This is a genomic window from Plantibacter sp. H53, from assembly GCF_001650455.1.
GTDB lineage: Bacteria > Actinomycetota > Actinomycetes > Actinomycetales > Microbacteriaceae > Plantibacter > Plantibacter flavus_A.
The window spans coordinates 17,297-36,111 of the sequence record NZ_LWCT01000012.1 but is presented as its reverse complement, the minus strand read 5'-3'; the positions used below and the strand labels follow the sequence as shown (position 1 = coordinate 36,111).

Annotated in this window: 15 protein-coding genes and 1 riboswitch; of the genes, 5 read left to right on the top strand and 10 right to left on the bottom strand. The window is 69.8% G+C overall.

The features are described from left to right. Positions 1–58: 58 nt before the first annotated feature. The 3 genes from A4X17_RS19670 to dinB all read right to left on the bottom strand — a co-directional run bounded on the left by A4X17_RS19670 (position 59) and on the right by dinB (position 2,521). Positions 59–649 carry an ECF transporter S component gene (locus tag A4X17_RS19670; RefSeq protein WP_064295127.1) on the bottom strand — a complete coding sequence of 197 codons (591 nt, stop codon included), beginning with the start codon at positions 647–649 and terminating at the stop codon, positions 59–61. Positions 650–724: 75 nt separating this feature from the next. After that, a riboswitch (TPP riboswitch) is annotated at positions 725–833 on the bottom strand. Positions 834–883: 50 nt separating this feature from the next. After that, positions 884–1,213, bottom strand: coding sequence for a hypothetical protein (locus tag A4X17_RS07895; RefSeq protein ID WP_064295126.1), 330 nt, complete (start codon positions 1,211–1,213; stop codon positions 884–886). 9 nt (positions 1,214–1,222) lie between these two features. After that, positions 1,223–2,521: a DNA polymerase IV gene (gene dinB / locus A4X17_RS07890; protein WP_064295125.1), complete on the bottom strand. Its 1,299-nt coding sequence runs from the start codon at positions 2,519–2,521 to the stop codon at positions 1,223–1,225. Positions 2,522–2,603: 82 nt separating this feature from the next. Between dinB and A4X17_RS07885 the strand changes: the two genes are divergently transcribed. After that, the gene (locus tag A4X17_RS07885; protein WP_064295124.1) at positions 2,604–3,929 is read left to right on the top strand and encodes an acyltransferase; all 1,326 of its coding nucleotides are present in this window, start codon (positions 2,604–2,606) and stop codon (positions 3,927–3,929) included. Here the strand turns inward: A4X17_RS07885 and A4X17_RS07880 are convergent. From A4X17_RS07880 to gatC, 4 genes are all read right to left on the bottom strand, one after another. Next, positions 3,900–4,496: a hypothetical protein gene (locus A4X17_RS07880; RefSeq protein ID WP_064295123.1), complete on the bottom strand. Its 597-nt coding sequence runs from the start codon at positions 4,494–4,496 to the stop codon at positions 3,900–3,902. The two genes, A4X17_RS07885 and A4X17_RS07880, sit on opposite strands and share 30 nt — an antisense overlap. A 115-nt stretch (positions 4,497–4,611) precedes the next feature. Then, the gene (gene gatB / locus A4X17_RS07875) at positions 4,612–6,111 is read right to left on the bottom strand and encodes an Asp-tRNA(Asn)/Glu-tRNA(Gln) amidotransferase subunit GatB (RefSeq protein WP_064295122.1); all 1,500 of its coding nucleotides are present in this window, start codon (positions 6,109–6,111) and stop codon (positions 4,612–4,614) included. 3 nt (positions 6,112–6,114) lie between these two features. Continuing rightward, a complete protein-coding gene (gene gatA, locus A4X17_RS07870) occupies positions 6,115–7,626 on the bottom strand; it encodes an Asp-tRNA(Asn)/Glu-tRNA(Gln) amidotransferase subunit GatA (protein ID WP_064295121.1) in 1,512 nt (503 codons plus the stop codon). Next, entirely contained in the window at positions 7,623–7,922 is a 300-nt protein-coding gene (gene gatC / locus A4X17_RS07865; protein WP_064295120.1) for an Asp-tRNA(Asn)/Glu-tRNA(Gln) amidotransferase subunit GatC, read from the bottom strand. Before gatC ends, gatA begins: the two co-directional genes overlap by 4 nt. Before the next feature lie 90 nt (positions 7,923–8,012). On the opposite strand from gatC, the gene A4X17_RS07860 reads away from it, so the two are divergent. Beyond that, entirely contained in the window at positions 8,013–9,734 is a 1,722-nt protein-coding gene (locus A4X17_RS07860; protein ID WP_064295119.1) for a long-chain-fatty-acid--CoA ligase, read from the top strand. A gap of 2 nt (positions 9,735–9,736) precedes the next feature. Here the strand turns inward: A4X17_RS07860 and ligA are convergent, their stop codons facing one another. Continuing rightward, entirely contained in the window at positions 9,737–12,064 is a 2,328-nt protein-coding gene (ligA, locus tag A4X17_RS07855) for an NAD-dependent DNA ligase LigA (protein WP_157583391.1), read from the bottom strand. 151 nt (positions 12,065–12,215) lie between these two features. Between ligA and A4X17_RS07850 the strand changes: the two genes are divergently transcribed. Continuing rightward, positions 12,216–13,694 carry a sugar porter family MFS transporter gene (locus tag A4X17_RS07850; RefSeq protein WP_064295118.1) on the top strand — a complete coding sequence of 493 codons (1,479 nt, stop codon included), beginning with the start codon at positions 12,216–12,218 and terminating at the stop codon, positions 13,692–13,694. 59 nt (positions 13,695–13,753) lie between these two features. On the opposite strand, the gene mnmA is transcribed toward A4X17_RS07850, so the two are convergent. After that, complete coding sequence (gene mnmA / locus A4X17_RS07845; RefSeq protein ID WP_231884327.1) at positions 13,754–14,872, bottom strand: tRNA 2-thiouridine(34) synthase MnmA; 1,119 nt, start codon at positions 14,870–14,872, stop codon at positions 13,754–13,756. Between the two features lie 60 nt (positions 14,873–14,932). Next, positions 14,933–16,156 carry a cysteine desulfurase family protein gene (locus tag A4X17_RS07840; protein WP_064295116.1) on the bottom strand — a complete coding sequence of 408 codons (1,224 nt, stop codon included), beginning with the start codon at positions 16,154–16,156 and terminating at the stop codon, positions 14,933–14,935. 68 nt (positions 16,157–16,224) lie between these two features. Between A4X17_RS07840 and glgX the strand changes: the two genes are divergently transcribed. Then, entirely contained in the window at positions 16,225–18,267 is a 2,043-nt protein-coding gene (glgX, locus tag A4X17_RS07835; RefSeq protein ID WP_064295115.1) for a glycogen debranching protein GlgX, read from the top strand. Positions 18,268–18,269: 2 nt separating this feature from the next. Further along, positions 18,270–18,764: a Cys-tRNA(Pro) deacylase gene (gene ybaK / locus A4X17_RS07830; protein WP_064295114.1), complete on the top strand. Its 495-nt coding sequence runs from the start codon at positions 18,270–18,272 to the stop codon at positions 18,762–18,764. Positions 18,765–18,815: the final 51 nt, after the last annotated feature.

Here is an 18,815-nt window from a genome sequence, read left to right as displayed (position 1 = left end):
CACCCCCAGTCCCGCGCGACGACGCGCGCCGGACCGGTCGCAGCCGCTCCCGGCACGATCAGACCTCGCGCCGAGCGTCCCGCCCCGACGCGAACCGACTGAGCGCTCCGGTCGACGCGAGTGCCCTGACGAGTGCCCAGCCGACGACACCGGCGAGGATTGCGCCCGAGACGAGCAGCGAACCGAGGTAGATCGCGTTGAACTCGACACCCTTCTCGAGGTTGCCCGACATGACGAGTTCGAGGAGCCACGCGCCGGCCCCGGCACCGGCACCGGCGAGGATCGCCGGAACGAGGCCGAAGCGCTTGTACGCGAACGCCGCGAACACCAGCTCGGCACCGAGGCCCTGAGCGAGCCCGGAGTACACCGTCGTGATGCCCCATGCGTTGCCGATGAGGGCGGAGACGATCGCCCCGATGGTCTCGACGAGGAGGGCAGCGCCGGGCTTCCGGATGATGAGTCCGCCGAGCACCCCGCCGAGGAGCCAGATCCCGACGGCGATCCCGCCGAAACCGGGCGTGACGGCGCTGGCACCCGCGTACCAGAGTGATCCGATCGTGTTCCACGCCCAGAAGATGAGGCCGGTCGCGACGCCGAGTACGGCGACCACGACGATGTCGACGACCCTCCAGCGCAAGGTCCGCGACACAGCGCGTTCAGAGGGTGAGATCTTGGTCGATGCTGACACGATACGTGCCCTTCCTGTAGACGGAAAAGAGCACGGGATAGCGAGAAATGGTCTCCCTGCGCTGGCATGATCCAGATCAGGTTCGACGGTCGAAGGCGAATACCTTCCTCTCAGCCCGGTTCACCGGACTCCCGTGGTGGCACGAGTCTAACCCCTGCCGTGCGCGGTCGCACGACAGGGGTTGGACGGAGGGGGCTACTTCTTGAGGGCCTTGATGAGGCCGGCGAGCGCCTTGCCGCTCACCCAGATGAACGGGATCGCGACGGCGATCAGCGAGATGAGGTTCGGGTCGAAACGGAGACCCTCGTCGGTCTTGATGTAGGCACCGACGGGGATGGAGACGCCACCGCCGCCACCGCCGCTCGGGGCGTCGTCGCCGTCGCCCTCGGAGCCGCCGCCGAAGCCGTAGTACGTCAGCGCGACGGGCACGAGTTTCGTCCCGTCGATGTCCTGCTGCTCCCCATAGGCCGCGGTCACGCCGAGCCCCTTCGCCTGTTCTGCCAGCTTCTCCACGAGATTCGTCATACGGCGAGGCTATCGCTCGGCATCTCCCGGTCCAAGGGGTTGATCCGTGCTCGCAGCACCCTGCGAGTCCCCGCGACTGCCGAGTCCGCGACGCCTCGGCTTCCCGAGGAGGGAGGCGGGGGCGATCGCGAGATCGCCGAACCGGCTTGCGACCCGGTCGATCGTCTGCTCGGCTTCACGCCACTCCTCGTCCGGGTCCCAGAGCCCGGCACCGGCCTCATCGGCCGGGACGAGCTGGTCGACCTTCACCCCCACGAGGCGCACGAGGCGTCCGCCACGATCGAGGTCGTCGAACAGCGAGGCCGCTTCGTCGTACACCCGCCGGCCCACGTTCGTGGCTTCGCCGATGGTGCGCGACCGGGTGACGACGCTGAAGTCCGCATAGCGCACGCGGATGCTGATCGTCCGGCCGGCGTAGCCGCCCTTCCGGAGTCGGATCGCGACGAGGCCGGCGAGGTTCAGCAACTCGCGCTTGAGGATGGTCGGGTCGGAGACGTCCGTCGGGAAGGTCACCTCGTGGCTGACGCTCTTCTCACGTCGTGCCAGCTCGATGCCGCGCGGATCGATCCCGTTCGCGAGCTCGAGGAGTCGGCGACCGGAGGCCTCACCGACCGCGCGTTGGAGCATCGACAGCGGGGTGGAGGCGAGCTGACCGATGGTCCGGATGCCACGGTTCGTCAGCTGCTCCTCCGTCCGACCACCGACGCCCCACAGTGCACCGACCGGCAACGGGTGGAGGAACGCCAGGGTCTCGTCGGCCGGCACGACCAGCAGACCGTCGGGCTTGGACAGGCCGGAGGCGAGCTTCGCGACGTACTTCGTCGCCGCCAGGCCCACCGAGCACGGCAGGCCGGTCGCGTCGAGGACCCGTTGCTTCACGAGCGCGGCGATCGTCCGCGGGCTCCCGAGCAACCGGACCGCGCCGGAGACGTCGAGGAAGGCCTCGTCGATGCTCAGGGGCTCGACGAGCGGCGTGACCGACTCGAACACCTCCATCACCCGGTCGGAGTACTCGCGGTACCGGCCGTGGTGGGGCGGCAGCACGACGGCGCTCGGACAGAGCCGCATCGCCTGGGACACCGGCATCGCCGCGCGCACGCCGTACCGGCGAGCCTCGTAACTGGCGGAGGTGACGACCGACCGCCCCTCCTTGTTGCCGACGATGATCGGCAGACCGCGCAGCTCGGGCCGTTCCAAGAGCTCGACCGAGACGAAGAACGCGTCCATGTCGACATGGAGGATGGGGGTACCGCTGTCGTCGGCATCGTGCGCCGAGACGCGACGAGACGCTCCATCCTGCCGACTCATGCCTCCATTGTCGCAGTCGCCTCCGACACGCTCTCCACAGGGGCCGAGGCGGGAGGGCCCGGCGACGCTAGGCTGTCCGGCGATGAGCACGCGAACGCGGACCGGGTCGGCCCCGGCGGTCCCAGACCTCTCCGGGCGGGACCTCGCCCTCGACCTCGTGCGCGTCGCCTGCGTCGTCACGGTGGTCGTCGTCCACCTCCTGATGGTCGCCGTGGCGGTCGAGCCGGACGGCGCGATCGGCATCTCCCGGGCGCTCGAGCAGCAGCCGTGGTTCGATACGGGCACCTGGTTCGGCCAGATCATGCCGATGTTCTTCATCGTGGGCGGCTTCGCGACGATCACCGGCTGGCGCAGCACCGTCCGACGTGGTGGCGGGACCAGCGACTTCCTCCGGTCCCGGGTCTTCCGACTCGCCCTGCCGACGATCCCGGTCCTGCTCTTCCTCGCCGCAGGGCTGTGGCTCGCCGGGGCGCTCGCTGTCGACCCCGCCATCATCGAGGCCGTCGCCGCCGGCGTCGGCTCCCCGCTCTGGTTCCTGGCCGCCTACCTGCTGTGCCAGGCGGTCGCGCCCTTCCTGGCCACCTGGCACGACCGCAACCCCGTCCTGACCTGTGCGGCCCTGCTGGCCGGCGTGATCCTCGTCGACGTCGTCCGGTACTCGACCGGCCTCCTCGGCATCGGTCTCGTCAACCTGGTGTTCGTCTGGCCGCTGCTGCAGCAGTTCGGGTTCTTCCTGGCCGATGGTCGTCTCCGCACCGTCCCTCGCCTCGTCCTCGTGGCCGTGGTGCTCGTCTCCTACGGTGCGCTCGTGCCGATCACGACCTGGCTGCCGTACTCGACCAGCATGCTCGGCAACCTCAACCCACCGACCCTCCCCCTCGTCGTCCTCGGCGTCGGGCAGCTCGCCCTGCTCGCCCTGGTGCACCCGCTGCTCACGGCGATCATGCGGACCCGCGCCGCGCGAGCCGTCGTCTTCCTCATCGGGTCCCGGCTGATGACGGTGTACCTCTGGCATCTCCCCCTGATCATCGCGGTCGCCGGTCTCCAGCTCGCCCTCGGCATCCCCTTCGCGGAACCGCTGAGCGCGGCATGGTGGTGGACCCGACCGGTCGTGCTGCTCGTCGTCGCGGTCCTGCTCGCGGGCGTCGGCACACTCCTCGGCCGCGTCGAGCACCCCCGCAAGCTGCGCCTCGACCCGGAGCGCAAGCCGACACACGTCGCCGTGTGGATCGCGCTCACGAGCGCCTTCATCATGCCCTTCGCGGAGATCTCCCACCCGCTCACCGCCGCGATGGCGGCTGCCGGCGCTGTCGGCTCGATCATCGCGGTCGTGCTTCTGAACCCGACCCGTCGGCCGGTCGAGCGCGTCGCGAGCGGATCAGACCAGGCCGTGGACCAGCGGCCGTAGCCATTCGCGGAAGGCCTCCCGGTCGTCCCGGAGCGACTCACTGACCACGATCGTGTCGGGCGCGACCACCCAGGCCCCCGGTCGGCAGATCGGAAGCACCTCGAGGTCCAACCGGAACGAGCTGGATTGCCGACGCAACTCGAACTGGCGCTCGCGGATGAGTTCGTAGACGTCGGTGAGACGGCTCGGCGATCGACCTGCGAGCGCGCGTTCGTACTCACGGATACGAGCCGACGCCCATCGGTGCGCCTCGTCGTACGCCCGGTAGGCGAGCTCCTGCAGGTCGAGGGCTCGATCGAACACCTCGAAGTGTGGTGGACGGACCTCGGCCATGAAGAGGCGCGTGTCGCGACGAGCGATCCCGGTCCACCAGCCGTCGAACTGGACCGCGAGCGCGTCGAGGTCGAGGCCGGCGACGTCGATCCGCTCCAGCCCCGGCGTGACGGCGGGAAGCTGCGCGACGCATCGCTCCCCGAGCCCTGCCATGTCGCGGAACGCGAGCGCCAGCATGAGAGCCATCGGAGCGTCTTCCGTGACCTGCCACCGCATGGTGCCTTCGACCAGCATGGCGGAAGTGTATGCCGGGCCAGCAGTCGGCACCAGGGCTTCCCCTGGCCGACGACATCGGGCCCGTGCCGCCGTCGTCGACGCTGGCACGGGCCCGATGGTGCAGCAGTGACCGCTACTGCGAGGCGCGTTCCAGGACGAGTTCGCGCACACGTGCCGCATCGGCCTGTCCGCGCATCGCCTTCATCACGGCGCCGATGACCGCGCCGGCCGCCTGGACCTTGCCGTCGCGGATCTTGGCGAGGACGTCAGGCTGAGCGGCCAGTGCCTCGTCGATGGCGGCGATCAGCGGACCGTCGTCGGACACGAGCGCGAGACCGCGAGCGTCGATGACCTCCTGAGGAGTGCCCTCCCCGTCGATGACGCCCTCGAGCACCTGGCGCGCGAGCTTGTCGTTGAGCGTTCCGTCCTCGACGAGCGCAGCGAGTGCCGCGACGTGCTCGGGCGACACGAGGCTCGTCGCCTCGACGTCGCGCTGGTTCGCGATCCGCGAGATCTCACCCGTCCACCACTTCCGTGCGGCTGCCGGAGCGGCGCCGGCCTCGACGGTGGCCGTGATCTCGTTCAGCAGACCACCGTTCACGACGTCCTGGAACTCCAGGTCGGTGAAGCCCCACTCGCTCTTCAGCCGACGGCGGCGGACCGCCGGCTGCTCGGGCAGGGCCGCTCGGAGTTCCTCGATGAGTTCGGGCGACGGCACGACCGGGAGCAGGTCGGGCTCCGGGAAGTACCGGTAGTCGTCGGCGTCACTCTTCGGCCGGCCGGCCGACGTGGCCCCGGTGTCCTCGTGCCAGTGCCGCGTCTCCTGGACGATGGACCCGCCGTCCTTAAGGATCGCCGCCTGCCGCTGGATCTCGTAGCGGACGGCGCGCTCGACGGAACGCAGGGAGTTCACGTTCTTCGTCTCCGTGCGCGTACCGAGCTTCTCCTGGCCGCGAGGGCGCAGCGAGATGTTCGCGTCGCAGCGGAGGTTCCCACGCTCCATCTTCGCGTCGGAGATACCGAGCGCCACGACGATGTCGCGGATCGCGGAGACGTAGGCCTTCGCGATCTCGGGCGCCCGGTGCTCGGTGCCGTAGATCGGCTTCGTGACGATCTCGACGAGCGGCACACCCGCGCGGTTGTAGTCGACGAGCGAGTACTCGGCACCCTGGATACGGCCGGTGGAACCGCCGATGTGCGTGAGCTTGCCGGCGTCCTCCTCCATGTGCGCGCGCTCGATCGGCACCGTCACGATGGTGCCGTCGGCCAGCTCGACGTCGACCGAGCCCTCGAAGGCGATCGGCTCGTCGAACTGCGAGATCTGGTAGTTCTTCGCGAGGTCGGGGTAGAAGTAGTTCTTCCGTGCGAACCGGCTCGAGGGTGCGATCGAGCAGCCGAGGGCGAGCCCGAGGCTGATCGAGTACCGCACCGCCTGCTCGTTCACGACCGGGAGCGACCCGGGCAGACCGAGGCAGACCGGCGAGATGTTCGTGTTCGGAGCGTCGCCGAAGCCGTTCGGTGCCGAAGAGAACATCTTCGTCTTGGTGTTCAGCTCGACGTGCACCTCGAAGCCGAGCACCGGCTCGTACAGTTCGAGGGCTTCTTCGTAGGAGAGGAGCTTGTCCTTGGCCATGGGTTACCGACCTCCGAGAGCGGGTGCCTGCGAGATGAGGGTGTGCCCCCACGTCGATTCGAGGAGCGCCTCGAGGGCGGCGCCGACCCGGTAGAGCCTGGCGTCCTCCCGTGCTGGCGCCATAAACTGGATGCCGACGGGCAGACCGTCTTCGGGCGCGAGACCGATCGGCACGCTGATGCCGGGCACGCCGGCGAGGTTCGCCGGGATGGTGGTGACGTCGTTCAGATACATCGCCAGCGGGTCGTCGATGCGCTCGCCCAGCTTGAACGCCGTCGTCGGGGCGCTCGGGCTCACGAGGACGTCGACCTGGTCGAACGCCGCCGCGAAGTCGCGCTGGATGAGCGTCCGGACCTTCTGGGCGCTGCCGTAGTAGGCGTCGTAGTAGCCCGCGCTGAGCGCGTAGGTGCCGAGGATGATCCGTCGCTTCACCTCGGGACCGAAACCGGCCTCGCGCGTCGCGGACATGACCTGCTCGACCGTGCCGCCACCCTCGGGCGTGACCCGCATCCCGAAGCGCACCGAGTCGAACTTCGCGAGGTTGCTCGACGCTTCGGCCGGGAGGATGAGGTAGTAGGCGGCGACGGCGTACTCGAAGTTCGGAGCGGAGACCTCGACGATCTCGGCACCGTTCGCCTCGAGGACCGCGAGCGCCTCCTGGAAGCGGCTCTTCACACCGGCCTGGAAGCCTTCACCGTTGAGCTCGGTGACGACGCCGACCCGCAGACCGCGCAGCACGTCGCCACGCGCGCCCTCGCGGGCCGCAGCGGCCATCGAGGGCCACGCGTCGCGGAGCGAGGTGGAGTCGAGGGCGTCGTGCCCGGCGATGACGTCGTGGAGGAGGCCCGAGTCGAGGACCGTGCGGCTGACCGGTCCGACCTGGTCGAGCGAGGAGGCGAGTGCGATCGCCCCGTAGCGGCTGACCGCGCCGTAGGTGGGCTTCACGCCGACCGTGCCGGTCACGTGCGCCGGCTGGCGGATGGACCCACCGGTGTCGCTGCCGAGGGCGATGGGCGCCTCGAACGCGGCGACCGCGGCAGCGGAGCCACCGCCGGAACCGCCGGGGATGCGGTCGAGGTCCCACGGGTTGTGGGTCGGGCCGTACGCCGAGTGCTCCGTGCTCGAGCCCATGGCGAACTCGTCCATGTTCGTCTTGCCGAGCGGCACGAGACCGGCGGCACGTGACCGCGCGACGACGGTCGCGTCGAAGGGCGACAGGTACCCCTCGAGGATCTTGCTCCCCGAGGTGGACGGCATGTCCGTCGTCACCAGGACGTCCTTGATGGCGAGCGGGACGCCCGCCAGCTCGCCGAGGTCCTCGCCAGCGGCACGGCGTGCGTCGATGTCGGCGGCGACGTCGAGCGCGTGGTCCGACACGTGGAGGAAGGCGTGGACGTCGCCGTCGACCTGCGCGATGCGGTCGAGGTGCGCCTGGGTGGCTTCGACGCTGGAGACCTCGCCCGCGCGGAGCTTGCTCGACAGCTCCGCTGCCGTGAGACCGATCAACCCGCTCACTGCTCCTCCCCCAGGATCGCCGAGACCTTGAAGCGGCCGTCGGCCGATTCCGGCGCGTTCTGCAGCGCCTGTTCGCGCGTGAGCGTGTTGCCGACGACGTCGTCGCGGTACACGTTCTCGAGCGGGATCGGGTGGCTCGTCGCCGGGACGTCAGGCGTGGCCACCTGCTGCACCTTCTGGATGTTGTCCACGATGGAGTCGAGCTCCGTCGTGAGGTGGGCGATCTCGTCCTGGCTCAGGGCGATTCGAGCGAGGTTCGCGAGATGCGCGACCTGCTCGGTAGTGATTTCCGACATGCGTCTCCCGTACGTGTAGCGGTGGCGGTCGCTCCAGTCTATTCGCCAGGGACGTGGTCGTCCGTCGGGCTCCGCCCCTACAGTGGAACGGTGACCCAGAACGACTCGAGCAGCCGTCCCCGTCCCCCGCACGAGCGTCCGTGGCTCGCGAGCTACGCCGCCGACGTGCCGGACGACATCCCCGAGCAGACCGGCAGCCTCGGCGATCTCGTCGAGGCCTCGGCGGCGAGCTACCCGGACGCGGTCGCGCTGGAGTTCTTCGGGTCCACCACCACCTACACGGAGCTCGAGGCGCTGATCGCCCGTGCCGCCGCGGGCCTGCGCGCACTCGGTGTCCGGGCGGGCGACCCCGTCGCCCTCATGCTCCCGAACTGCCCGCAGCACATCGTCGCGTTCTACGCCGTCCTCAGGCTGGGCGCCGTCGTCATCGAGCACAATCCGCTCTACACCCCCAAAGAGCTCCGCCACCAGTTCGAGGACCACCGCGCGACGTTCGCGATCGTCTGGGACAAGGTCGCCGAGCACCTGCAGGACTTCCCGGCCGACCTGGCGGTGCACTCGCTCGTGACGATCGACGTGACCCGGGCGATGCCGCTCCACATGCGCGCCGCTCTCCGTCTGCCCATCCCGAAGGCGAGAGCCTCACGGGCCCAGCTCACCGCACCGGTCTCGGGCACGGTGCGGTGGGAGCAGCTCCTGACCTCGGCGCCGCTGCCGGCGAGCCACCCGAAGCCCGCGACCGACGCCCTCGCGCTCATCCAGTACACGAGCGGGACGACCGGCTCGCCCAAGGGGGCCGCACTCACCCACGGCAACCTGCTCGCGAACGCGGCGCAGTCCCGAGCCTGGGTGCCCACGGTGAAGCGCGGGGAGGCCGTCGTCTACGCGGTGCTCCCGATGTTCCACGCCTACGGCCTGACGCTCTGCCTGACCTTCGCCATGAGCATGGGCTCGCGCCTCGTCCTCTTCCCGAAGTTCGACCCGGCGCTCGTCCTCAAGGTCATGAAGAAGCGACCGCCGACCTTCCTGCCCGCCGTACCGCCCATCGCCGACCGACTCCTGACCGCGGCGACCGAGCAGGGCGTGTCGCTGCAGGGCACCGAGATCGCCATCTCGGGCGCGATGCCACTGCCGCACGACCTCGTCGTCCCGTTCGAAGCCGCGTCCGGCGGCTTCCTCGTCGAGGGCTACGGGCTCTCCGAGTGCTCACCGGTCATCTCCGCGAACCCGGTCTCGACCGCACGGAAGCCCGGGACCATCGGCCTCCCGCTGCCGAGCACCGAGGTGCGCGTCGTGGATCCCGACGACCCGGAGACCGACCGTCCGGCCGGCGAGGCGGGCGAGCTGCTCGTCCGCGGCCCGCAGGTCTTCCACGGCTACTACAACAAGCCCGAGGAGACCGCCGCCGTCCTGCTCCCAGGCGGCTGGTTCCGCACCGGCGACATCGTGTCCATCGACGAGGAGGGGTTCATGACCGTCGTCGACCGGATCAAGGAGCTCATCATCACCGGCGGGTTCAACGTGTCGCCGAGCGAGGTCGAGCAGGTGCTCCGCGGACACGCGTCGGTCGCCGACGCCGCCGTCGTCGGTCTCCCCGATCCCCACTCCGGCGAGCAGGTCGTCGCGGCCGTCGTCGCGGCTCCCGGTGCCACCGTGGATCCGGATGCCCTCCGAGCCTGGGCGCGGGAGATCCTCACCCCGTACAAGGTGCCGAAGCGGGTCGTCGTCGTCGACGAACTCCCCAAGTCGCTCATCGGCAAGGTGCTGCGGCGCCAGGTCCGCGACGAGCTGCTGCAGGCCGACCAGGACTGAGCTCAGTCCGTGGGCGCCTCGTCGGCGGACGCTGCGCCCTCGGCCTCGTCCTCGGCCGGGACGTCCGGCTCGCCGAGCGCCGCCGGACCCTCGGAGACGAGCAGGGCGAACTGCTCGGCGTCGATGATCCGCAGACCGAGCGCTTCGGCCTTGGCGAGCTTCGACCCGGCACCCGGGCCGGCGGCGACGAAGTCGGTCTTCTTCGAGACGCTCGAGGCAGCCTTCCCTCCCGCCTGCACGATCGCTTCCAGCGCACCCTCCCGGGTGAAGCCCTCGAGCGAACCGGTGGCGACGACGGTGACACCCGACAGCACCCCGCCGGCCGCGACAGCGGCGCCCGGCCCCGGGTGTCCCGGAGTCGCCCACTGCACGCCCGCCGCAGTCCACTCCTCGACGATCTCGCGATGCCAGTCGACCTCGAACCAGGCGATGAGCGCATCGGCGATGATCCCGCCCACGCCGTCGACCTCCGCGAGCTCGTCGCGGGTGGCCGCACGGATGGCATCGAGCGAACCGAAGTACTCCGCGAGTGACCGGGCGGCGACCGGGCCGACGTGGCGGATGTTGAGTGCCACGAGCAACCGTGCGAGCGGGCGGGTCTTCGCGCCGTCGAGGTTGGCGAGGAGTTCGATCGCGTTCTTGGACGGCACCGAGGACTCGTCACCGTCGAACTCGGCCGCGGCGGGATCGTGCACGCCGTCCTTCTTGGCGCGTCGGCGGCGGAAGGGCGTGACGCGCTTCTCGGATCCGTCCTCGTTGAGCTTGGGCAGGCCGGTCTCGTTGTCGCGGACGATCACCGTGACCGGGAAGATGTCGGCCATCGTGAGCGAGAAGAGTCCGGCCTCGGTCGTCAGCGGTGGTTCCGCGGGCTCCACCGGCTGGGTGAGCGCCGCTGCCGCCACCTCGCCGAGCGCCTCGACGTCGAGCGCGCCACGGGAGCCGATGTGCTCGACGCGTCCGCGCACCTGCGCCGGGCAGCTCCGCGCGTTCGGGCAGCGCAGGTCGATGTCGCCCTCCTTCGCGGGGGCGAGGGTGGTACCGCACTCGGGGCAGTGCTCGGGCATGACGAACTCGCGCTCCGAACCGTCGCGGAGCTCGACCACCGGGCCGAGGACCTCGGGGATGACGTCGCCGGCCTTCCGGAGGACGACGGTGTCACCGATGAGCACCCCCTTCGCCTTCACGACGTCCTGGTTGTGCAGGGTCGCCTGACGCACCTCGCTGCCGGCGACGAGCACCTTCTCCATGACGGCGAACGGGGTGGCGCGACCGGTGCGCCCGACGCTCACGACGATGTCGAGCAGCTTCGTGTTCACCTGCTCGGGCGGGTACTTGTAGGCGATGGCCCATCGCGGAGCACGACTCGTCGCGCCGAGCTCGCCGTGGAGCGCGAGATCGTCGACCTTCACGACGACGCCGTCGATCTCGTGCTCGACGCTGTCGCGGTGGGCGCCGAAGTACTCGATGAACTCCGCCGCACCGGTCGCCTCGTCGTGGACCCGGTAGTGCGAGGAGGTCGGGAGCCCCCAGCTGTGCAGCAACTCGTAGACCTGTGACTGCCGAGCGACTGGTGGCTGTTCCCACGCGCCGATGCCGTGGACGAGCATCTGCAGGCGGCCGAGCCGGTCGTGCATGAGTGCGAGCTGGGCCGGGTTCTTGCTCTCCGCCTTCTGGCGCAGGGAACCGCTCGCCGCGTTGCGCGGGTTGGCGAAGACCCGTTCACCGGCCGCCGCCTGGTTGGCGTTCAGTTCGCGGAAGGCCTCGACCGGGAAGAAGATCTCGCCCCGGACCTCGACGACCTCCGGGAACTCGACCTCGGGGTCGGACGAGGTCAGTCGCTCGGGGATGGAACGGATGTACCGCACGTTCTCCGTAACGTCCTCGCCGACGACGCCGTCGCCTCGCGTGGCCGCGCTCACGAGGCGGCCGCGCTCGTACCGGAGGTTGATGGCGAGGCCGTCGATCTTCAGTTCGCAGAGGTACTGGACGGACCCTCCGGCGTCGCGCTCGACCTTGGCGGCCCAGGCGAGGAACTCCTCGATCGAGAAGACGTTGTCGAGGCTGAGCATGCGCTCGAGGTGCGTGACCGGGGCGAACAGCGTGGTCTCGGCGCGCCCGCCGACGGTCTGGGTGGGGCTGTCCTGGCTCTGCAGCTCGGGGAACAGACGCTCGAGCTCCTCGAGCCGCCGGAGCATCGCGTCGTACTCCTCGTCGGAGGCGAGCGACTCGTCTCGCTCGTAGTACGCGTCGCGGAGCTCGAGGATGCGCGAGGTGAGTTCCTCGGCCTCGGTCGATGCCTGCTGGAGGGTCTGTCCGGTGCTGTTCGCCACGGCGTCCAGTCTACGAGCGGCGTCCGACACCGGCGGGCGCTTGACACCCGGCACGTCCTCCCGGATGTGCGCAACGGGGTCGGGGCGGGTCTCATCGAGGAGTAGGGTGTCGCAGTGCCGCAGGAACCATGCGCGCGGAATCGGAGGAACCATGTCCCAGTCCAGCAGTCCGGGAACGGGGGCGGCTCCTACCAGCAAGCAGCTGACCGCGCGCGTCATCGGCATCTCCGTCTCGGCCGCGGTCGGTGGCTTCCTCTTCGGATTCGACTCATCCGTGGTGAACGGCGCGGTCGACGCGATGCAGGACCACTTCGCGCTCAGTGAGGCGCTCATCGGCTTCGCGGTCGCGTCAGCGCTGCTCGGTTGCGCGCTCGGCGCCTACCTCGCGGGCCGGATCGCCGACAGCCGCGGTCGCATCTTCACGATGCTGCTCGGTGCAGGCCTGTTCTTCGTCTCCTCCTTCGGAGCCGGCTTCGCCTTCTCCCCCTGGGACCTCGTCATCTGGCGCATCGTCGGCGGGCTCGGTATCGGCATCGCCTCGGTCGTGGCTCCGGCGTACATCGCGGAGATCGCACCGAGCGCCATCCGGGGCCGGCTCGCCTCGCTGCAGCAGCTCGCCATCACGCTCGGCATCTTCGCCGCGCTCCTGTCCGACTCCGTGCTGGCGGGCGCCGCCGGCGGCGCGTCGAACCCGCTGTGGTTCGGCGTCGAGGCCTGGCGCTGGATGTTCATCGCGTGCGCACTCCCGGCCGTGGTCTACGGCGTGCTGGCGATGCGGCTCCCCGAGTCGCCCCGGTTCCTCGTCCGCAAGGGCAAGTCGGACGAGGCCCGTCGGATCTTCGCGACCGTCTGGCCACAGGAAGAGGTGGATCGCGCCGTCAAGCTCGCCGAGCAGGCGGTGAAGGACGATGAGCAGCAGAAGAAGGCGACCCTCTGGGGCGGACGCTTCGGGCTCCTGCCGATCGTCTGGATCGGCATCATCCTGTCGATCTTCCAGCAGTTCGTCGGCATCAACGTGATCTTCTACTACTCGACGACGCTGTGGAAGGCCGTCGGGTTCCAGGAGTCCGATTCGCTCCTCATCTCGGTCATCACCTCGGTGACGAACGTCGCGGTCACCATCGTCGCCATCCTGCTCGTGGACCGCATCGGTCGACGGCCGATCCTCCTCGCGGGCTCCATCGGCATGACGGTCTCGCTCGGTGCGATGGCGATCGCGTTCACACAGTCGGTGACCGACAGCGCCGGCGAGGTGTCGTTGCCCCAGCCGTGGGGGACGATCGCCCTCGTGGCCGCCAACGTGTTCGTGGTCGCGTTCGGCGCGTCGTGGGGACCGCTCGTCTGGGTGCTCCTCGGCGAGATCTTCCCGAACCGCCTGCGCGCGAAGGCACTCGGTGTCGCGGCGATGGCGCAGTGGATCGCGAACTTCCTCATCACGGTCAGCTTCCCGGCCCTCGCCGCGTTCTCCCTGCCGGTGACCTACGGCATGTACGCGCTGTTCGCGCTCCTCTCGTTCGTCTTCGTCCTCGCGAAGATCCCTGAGACGAACGGCCTGACGCTCGAGGAGGCGGAGACCCTCTTCGTCAAGAAGCCCAAGAAGTCCAAGGCGGGCGCACCGTCCCGATCCTGAGACCGACGCGGAACGCCCGACGAGCCTGGCTCGTCGGGCGTTCCGTCGTTCCGGGGTCGTCAGGCGGAGGCGGCGGCTCCGACGGGTACCGCGCTGACGGTGCGGTCGATCGTGAACTGACCGAGGACGCGCGTCCCGCTGTACAGCACGGCGGTCTGTCCGGGAGCGACGCCGTCGAGCGGCGTCTCCGGGTGGACGACGAGTTCACCACCGACGAGCGTCAGCGCGGCGGGGACCGGGTCCGCGTGCGCACGGATCTGGACGTCGCACGGGATCGGTTCGGCACCGACCTCCGGAGCCCTCCCAGCCCAGGTGAAGCGCGAGCCGGCGATCTCGCCGATGGCGAGCGCCTCCTTCGGCCCGACGACGACCGTGTTGTCCTTCGGACGCACCTCGAGGACGAAGCGGGGACGTCCGTCCGGCGCCGGCACGCCGAGGTGCAGGCCCTTGCGCTGGCCGACGGTGAACGCGTGGGCACCCTCGTGCGAACCGACGACGGCTCCGTCGCGGTCGAGGACCTGGCCGGTCTCGGTACCGACCCGCTCCCCCAGCCAGCCCTTCGTGTCGCCATCGGGGATGAAGCAGATGTCGTGGCTGTCGGGCTTGTTCGCCACCGTGAAGCCGCGCTCAGCGGCCTCGGCACGGACCTCGGCCTTCGACGGCGTCGCCCCGAGCGGGAACATCGAGTGCGCGAGCTGTTCGGCGGTGAGCACGCCCAGGACGTACGACTGGTCCTTCGCCCAGGCACTCGCCCGGTGCAGTTCTCGATCACCCTCGGGGCTCGTGACGATCGTGGCGTAATGGCCGGTCACGACCGCGTCGAACCCGAGGTCGAGCGCCTTCTCGAGCAATGCGGCGAACTTGATCTTCTCGTTGCATCGCATACACGGGTTCGGGGTCCGGCCGGCGCGGTACTCGGCGATGAAGTCGTCGACCACGTCGAGCTTGAAGCGCTCCGAGAAGTCCCACACGTAGTACGGGATGCCGATCAGGTTCGCCGCACGCTGGGCGTCCATCGAGTCCTCGATGGTGCAGCACCCGCGACTGCCGGTCCGGAGCGTACCCGGCATCCGGCTGAGCGCCAGGTGGACGCCGACCACCTCATGGCCCGCGTCGACGGCGCGTGCCGCTGCCACGGCGGAGTCGACTCCGCCACTCATCGCTGCCAGAACTTTCACCGGGCAAGTCTATGCGCCAGCCGCCGGACGGCCACCCGCAAGCAGCGACGGGAGGGCTGCTCAGGGACGAGCGCCCAGTGCCGTGTCGCGGTCGGCGGAACCGGCCCGACTCGCCTGCGCGTACGCGCGCGGCAGCGCCTGGAGGAAGTCGTCCACGTCGCCCTCGGTCGTCGTCCGGCCCAGCGTGATCCGGAGGACCGATCGGGCCTCGGTCTCCGGGCGTCCCATCGCGAGCAGGACATGCGACGGTTCCGGGACGCCGGCCTGGCAGGCGGAACCCGTCGAGACCGCCACCCCTGCGAGGTCGAGCAGGAAGAGCATCGAGTCCCCCTGTGCGCCGGGGAACACGAAGTTCGCGTTCGACGCGAGTCGCTCGCTGGGATCACCCGTCAGCTCGGCCTCCGGAACGGTCGCCCGCACGCCGGCCACGAGTCGGTCGCGCAAGGCGCTGAGACGCTCCTGTTCCGCGGTCCGCTCGAGCGCCATGAGCTCTGCGGCGACGGCGAATCCGACGGCTGCCGCGACGTCCTGCGTGCCGGAGCGGAGTCCGCGTTGCTGTCCGCCACCGTGCTGCAAGGGCTCGACCACGGCTGCGCGACTCACGACCAGGGCTCCGATCCCCACGGGACCACCGATCTTGTGCGCGGAGACGCTGAGCGCGACGAGACCACCGGCACCGACGGATCCGGATGCGGCGCGAAGGTCGGCGAGGTCGATGGGGAGGTGTCCGTAGGCCGAGACCGCGTCCAGGTGGAACGGCACCTCGGACGCTGCGGCGAGCGCCGCCAGCCGGACGACGGGCTGGATGGTGCCGACCTCGTTGTTCGCCCAGAGCGCCGTCGCCACGGCGATGTCGGGGCCGTGGTCGGCGAAGTGCGCGGCCGCCGTGTCGAGTGAGACCCGGCCGAGGTCGTCGAGCGGGATCCAGAGCGGGGATGCACCCTCGTGGCGCTCGAGCCACTCGACGGTGTCGAGCGTGGCGTGGTGCTCCCCCGCGGGTGCGAGCACGGCGGCGCGGCGTCGATCCTGCTGGCGGTGCCAGTAGAGACCCTTGAGGGCGAGGTTGATGGATTCGGTGCCGCCGGAGGTGAAGACGAGTTCGATGGGGTCGCATCCGAGGGTCGCCGCGACCCGCTCACGTGCCTCTTCGAGGAGGCGGCGGGCCTGTTGCCCGGGGCCGTGGATGGAGGCCGGGTTGCCGACGGTCGCCATCGCGGACGCGTAGGCCTCGATCACCTCGGATCGCACCGGGGTCGTCGCGGCGTGGTCCAGGTACACCACCATGCCGCTCCTCCCCTCGCCGCGTTGTCCGCGGATCTTCGCGCACTCCCGCACTCACTACTGTAGAACCCATGAACGCTGGTGACCCCTTCCACGATCTCGGCGTCCGCCTCGGCCCGTCCGGTGGTGAGCTCCGTGTGTGGTCCGAGCATGCGGATGCCCTCGAACTCGTGATCTTCGACGACAAGGATCTGAACTGGATCACCCACTCGGTCGAGATGACCCGCGACGACGACGGTGTCTGGAGTGGGAGTTCCGAGGAGCTGGTGCTCGGCCGACGCTATGCGGTCCGCGCCTCCGGGCCGTCCTCGCCGAACAACGCCTTCGACCCGAGCCTCCTGCTGCTCGACCCCTACGCCCGCGGCCTCGCCCGGGTGTCGGCAGAGCAGTGGCGGTCCGTCGTCGTCGACGACGCGTTCGACTGGGGCGGTGTGCAGAAACCCCGTGTCCCGCTCGACCGGACCGTCGTGTACGAGGCGCACGTCAAGGGGCTGAGCAAGCTGCACCCCGACGTGCCGGAGGAGCTGCGGGGCACGTACGCGGGCCTCGCCCACCCCGCGATGATCGCGCATCTGCACGACCTCGGGGTGACGAGCGTCGAACTGCTTCCGGTGCACGCGTTCACCTCTGAGCAGCGTCTCATCAAGCAGGGCCTCGTCAACTACTGGGGCTACAACACCCTGAACTTCTTCAGTCCACACGCCTCCTACGCGACGAAGACGGCGCAGGCGGGAGGCGCGGACGAGGTCCTCCGCGAGTTCAAGGGCATGGTGAAGCTGCTGCACGAGGCCGGCCTCGAGGTCATCCTCGACGTCGTCTACAACCACACCGCCGAAGAGGGGCCCGGCGGCCCCCGCACGAGCTTCCGCGGCATCGACAACGCGACCTACTACCGTCAGGACGCCACCGGCGCCTACATCGACGTGACGGGCTGCGGCAACACCGTGGACTTCGGCCACCCGGTCCCCCAACAGCTCGTGCTCGACTCGTTGCGGTACTGGGCGGACGAGGTGCAGATCGACGGCTTCCGGTTCGACCTCGCTGCGACGCTCGGTCGGAACGAGGCGGTCGAGTTCACGCCCGACCACCCCCTGCTCGAGGCGATCGTCCACGACCCGTCGCTCGTCGACGCGAAGATGATCGCCGAGCCCTGGGACGTCGGGATGGGCGGCTGGCAGACGGGGAACTTCCCCGCCGGGTGGCACGAGTGGAACGACCGGTACCGGGATCGCGTCCGCAACTTCTGGCTCTCCGACATCGACTACGCGAGACGGGCGGACGCCCCTGTCGGGATCGGTGGGTTCGCGACCCGTCTGGCCGGATCGAGCAACACCTTCTCCGCTGAGCGCGGTCCGCTGGCCTCCGTCAACTTCATCACGGCCCACGACGGGTTCACCCTGGCCGACCTCGTCTCGTACGACGTCAAGCACAACGTCGGGAACGGCGAATCCAACCGCGACGGGACGGACAACAACCGTTCCTTCAACCACGGTGCCGAGGGCCCGACGGACGACCCCGCGATCCTCGCCGCTCGTCGCAAGGCGATGCGGAACCTGCTCGGCACGCTCCTGCTGTCGGCGGGTGTCCCGATGCTCACGGCTGGCGACGAGTTCGGGCGGAGTCAGCGCGGCAACAACAACGCCTACTGTCACGACTCCGAACTGACGTGGGTCGGGTGGACGAGGGAGCCCTGGCAGGACCAGTTGCTCGCACACAGCCGCCGGCTCCTCGAACTGCGCCGCGAACACCCCGCCCTCCGACCGGAGCATTTCGCCGCCGCCGGGACGACGGTGCCCGGCGCGAGCGTCATGGACTGGTTCGACGCGTCTGGCGGGACCATGAGCACCGAGGACTGGACGAGTCCACGGAACCGGACGTTGCAGTTCTTCTCGACGAGCACGCCGGAGTCCGAGGAGCTCGACCGCGTGCTGCTCATCGTGCACGGCGTCGAGCAGCCGGTCGAGGTCACCTTGCCCCAGCACGAGGGCGTGACCGCGTTCGTGCGCATCTGGAACTCCGCAGACGACGCACCGACGTCCGAGGAGGAGCAGTTCGTCCCCGGCCAGACGGTCCCGGTCTCGGCCACGTCGATGCAGCTCTTCCGAGCCGTCTGACGATGGCGAAACGGAGGGCCGAGGGCGGTGGTGGCACCCCGGCGACGGTGACGTTGACCTCGCTGGGCATCCCGTTCACCCCGCGCTCCTACCGACACGATCCGTCGGTGACGGCCTTCGGGCTCGAAGCAGCCGCAGCGCTCGGGGTCGACCCGCCCAGGGTGCTCAAGACCCTGCTGGCGGAGGTGGACGGGTCGCTCGTCGTCGCGATCGTCCCGGTCACCGACCAACTCGACCTCAAGGCGCTCGCGACGGCCCTCGGCGGGAAGCGGGCGACGATGGCGGACCCCGCCGTCGCCGAGCGCAAGACGGGCTACGTGGTCGGCGGCATCAGCCCGATCGGGCAACGCACCACGCTCCCGACGGTGCTCGACGAGAGCGCCTTCGAGCACGAGACGGTGTTGGTCTCGGGTGGTCGGCGCGGGTTCGACCTCGAACTCGCCCCATCAGACCTCGGATCGGCCGTGTCCGCCGTCGTCGCGCGGATCGCCAGATAGTCGGATCCCTCGGCGCGCCGGTCCGGGGGTCGTACCGGCGCGTCGGGAGAG

Excerpts from the sequence above, each read along its gene's own strand:
- A4X17_RS07880 (WP_064295123.1), bottom strand. The coding sequence starts at position 4,496 with ATGCTGGTCGAAGGCACCATGCGGTGGCAGGTCACGGAAGACGCTCCG.
- A4X17_RS07840 (WP_064295116.1), bottom strand. The coding sequence starts at position 16,156 with ATGGTGGTGTACCTGGACCACGCCGCGACGACCCCGGTGCGATCCGAG.
- ybaK (WP_064295114.1), top strand. The coding sequence starts at position 18,270 with ATGGCGAAACGGAGGGCCGAGGGCGGTGGTGGCACCCCGGCGACGGTG.
- A4X17_RS07895 (WP_064295126.1), bottom strand. The coding sequence starts at position 1,213 with ATGACGAATCTCGTGGAGAAGCTGGCAGAACAGGCGAAGGGGCTCGGC.
- dinB (WP_064295125.1), bottom strand. The coding sequence starts at position 2,521 with ATGAGTCGGCAGGATGGAGCGTCTCGTCGCGTCTCGGCGCACGATGCC.
- glgX (WP_064295115.1), top strand. The coding sequence starts at position 16,225 with ATGAACGCTGGTGACCCCTTCCACGATCTCGGCGTCCGCCTCGGCCCG.
- A4X17_RS07850 (WP_064295118.1), top strand. The coding sequence starts at position 12,216 with ATGTCCCAGTCCAGCAGTCCGGGAACGGGGGCGGCTCCTACCAGCAAG.
- gatC (WP_064295120.1), bottom strand. The coding sequence starts at position 7,922 with ATGTCGGAAATCACTACCGAGCAGGTCGCGCATCTCGCGAACCTCGCT.
- gatB (WP_064295122.1), bottom strand. The coding sequence starts at position 6,111 with ATGGCCAAGGACAAGCTCCTCTCCTACGAAGAAGCCCTCGAACTGTAC.
- A4X17_RS07885 (WP_064295124.1), top strand. The coding sequence starts at position 2,604 with ATGAGCACGCGAACGCGGACCGGGTCGGCCCCGGCGGTCCCAGACCTC.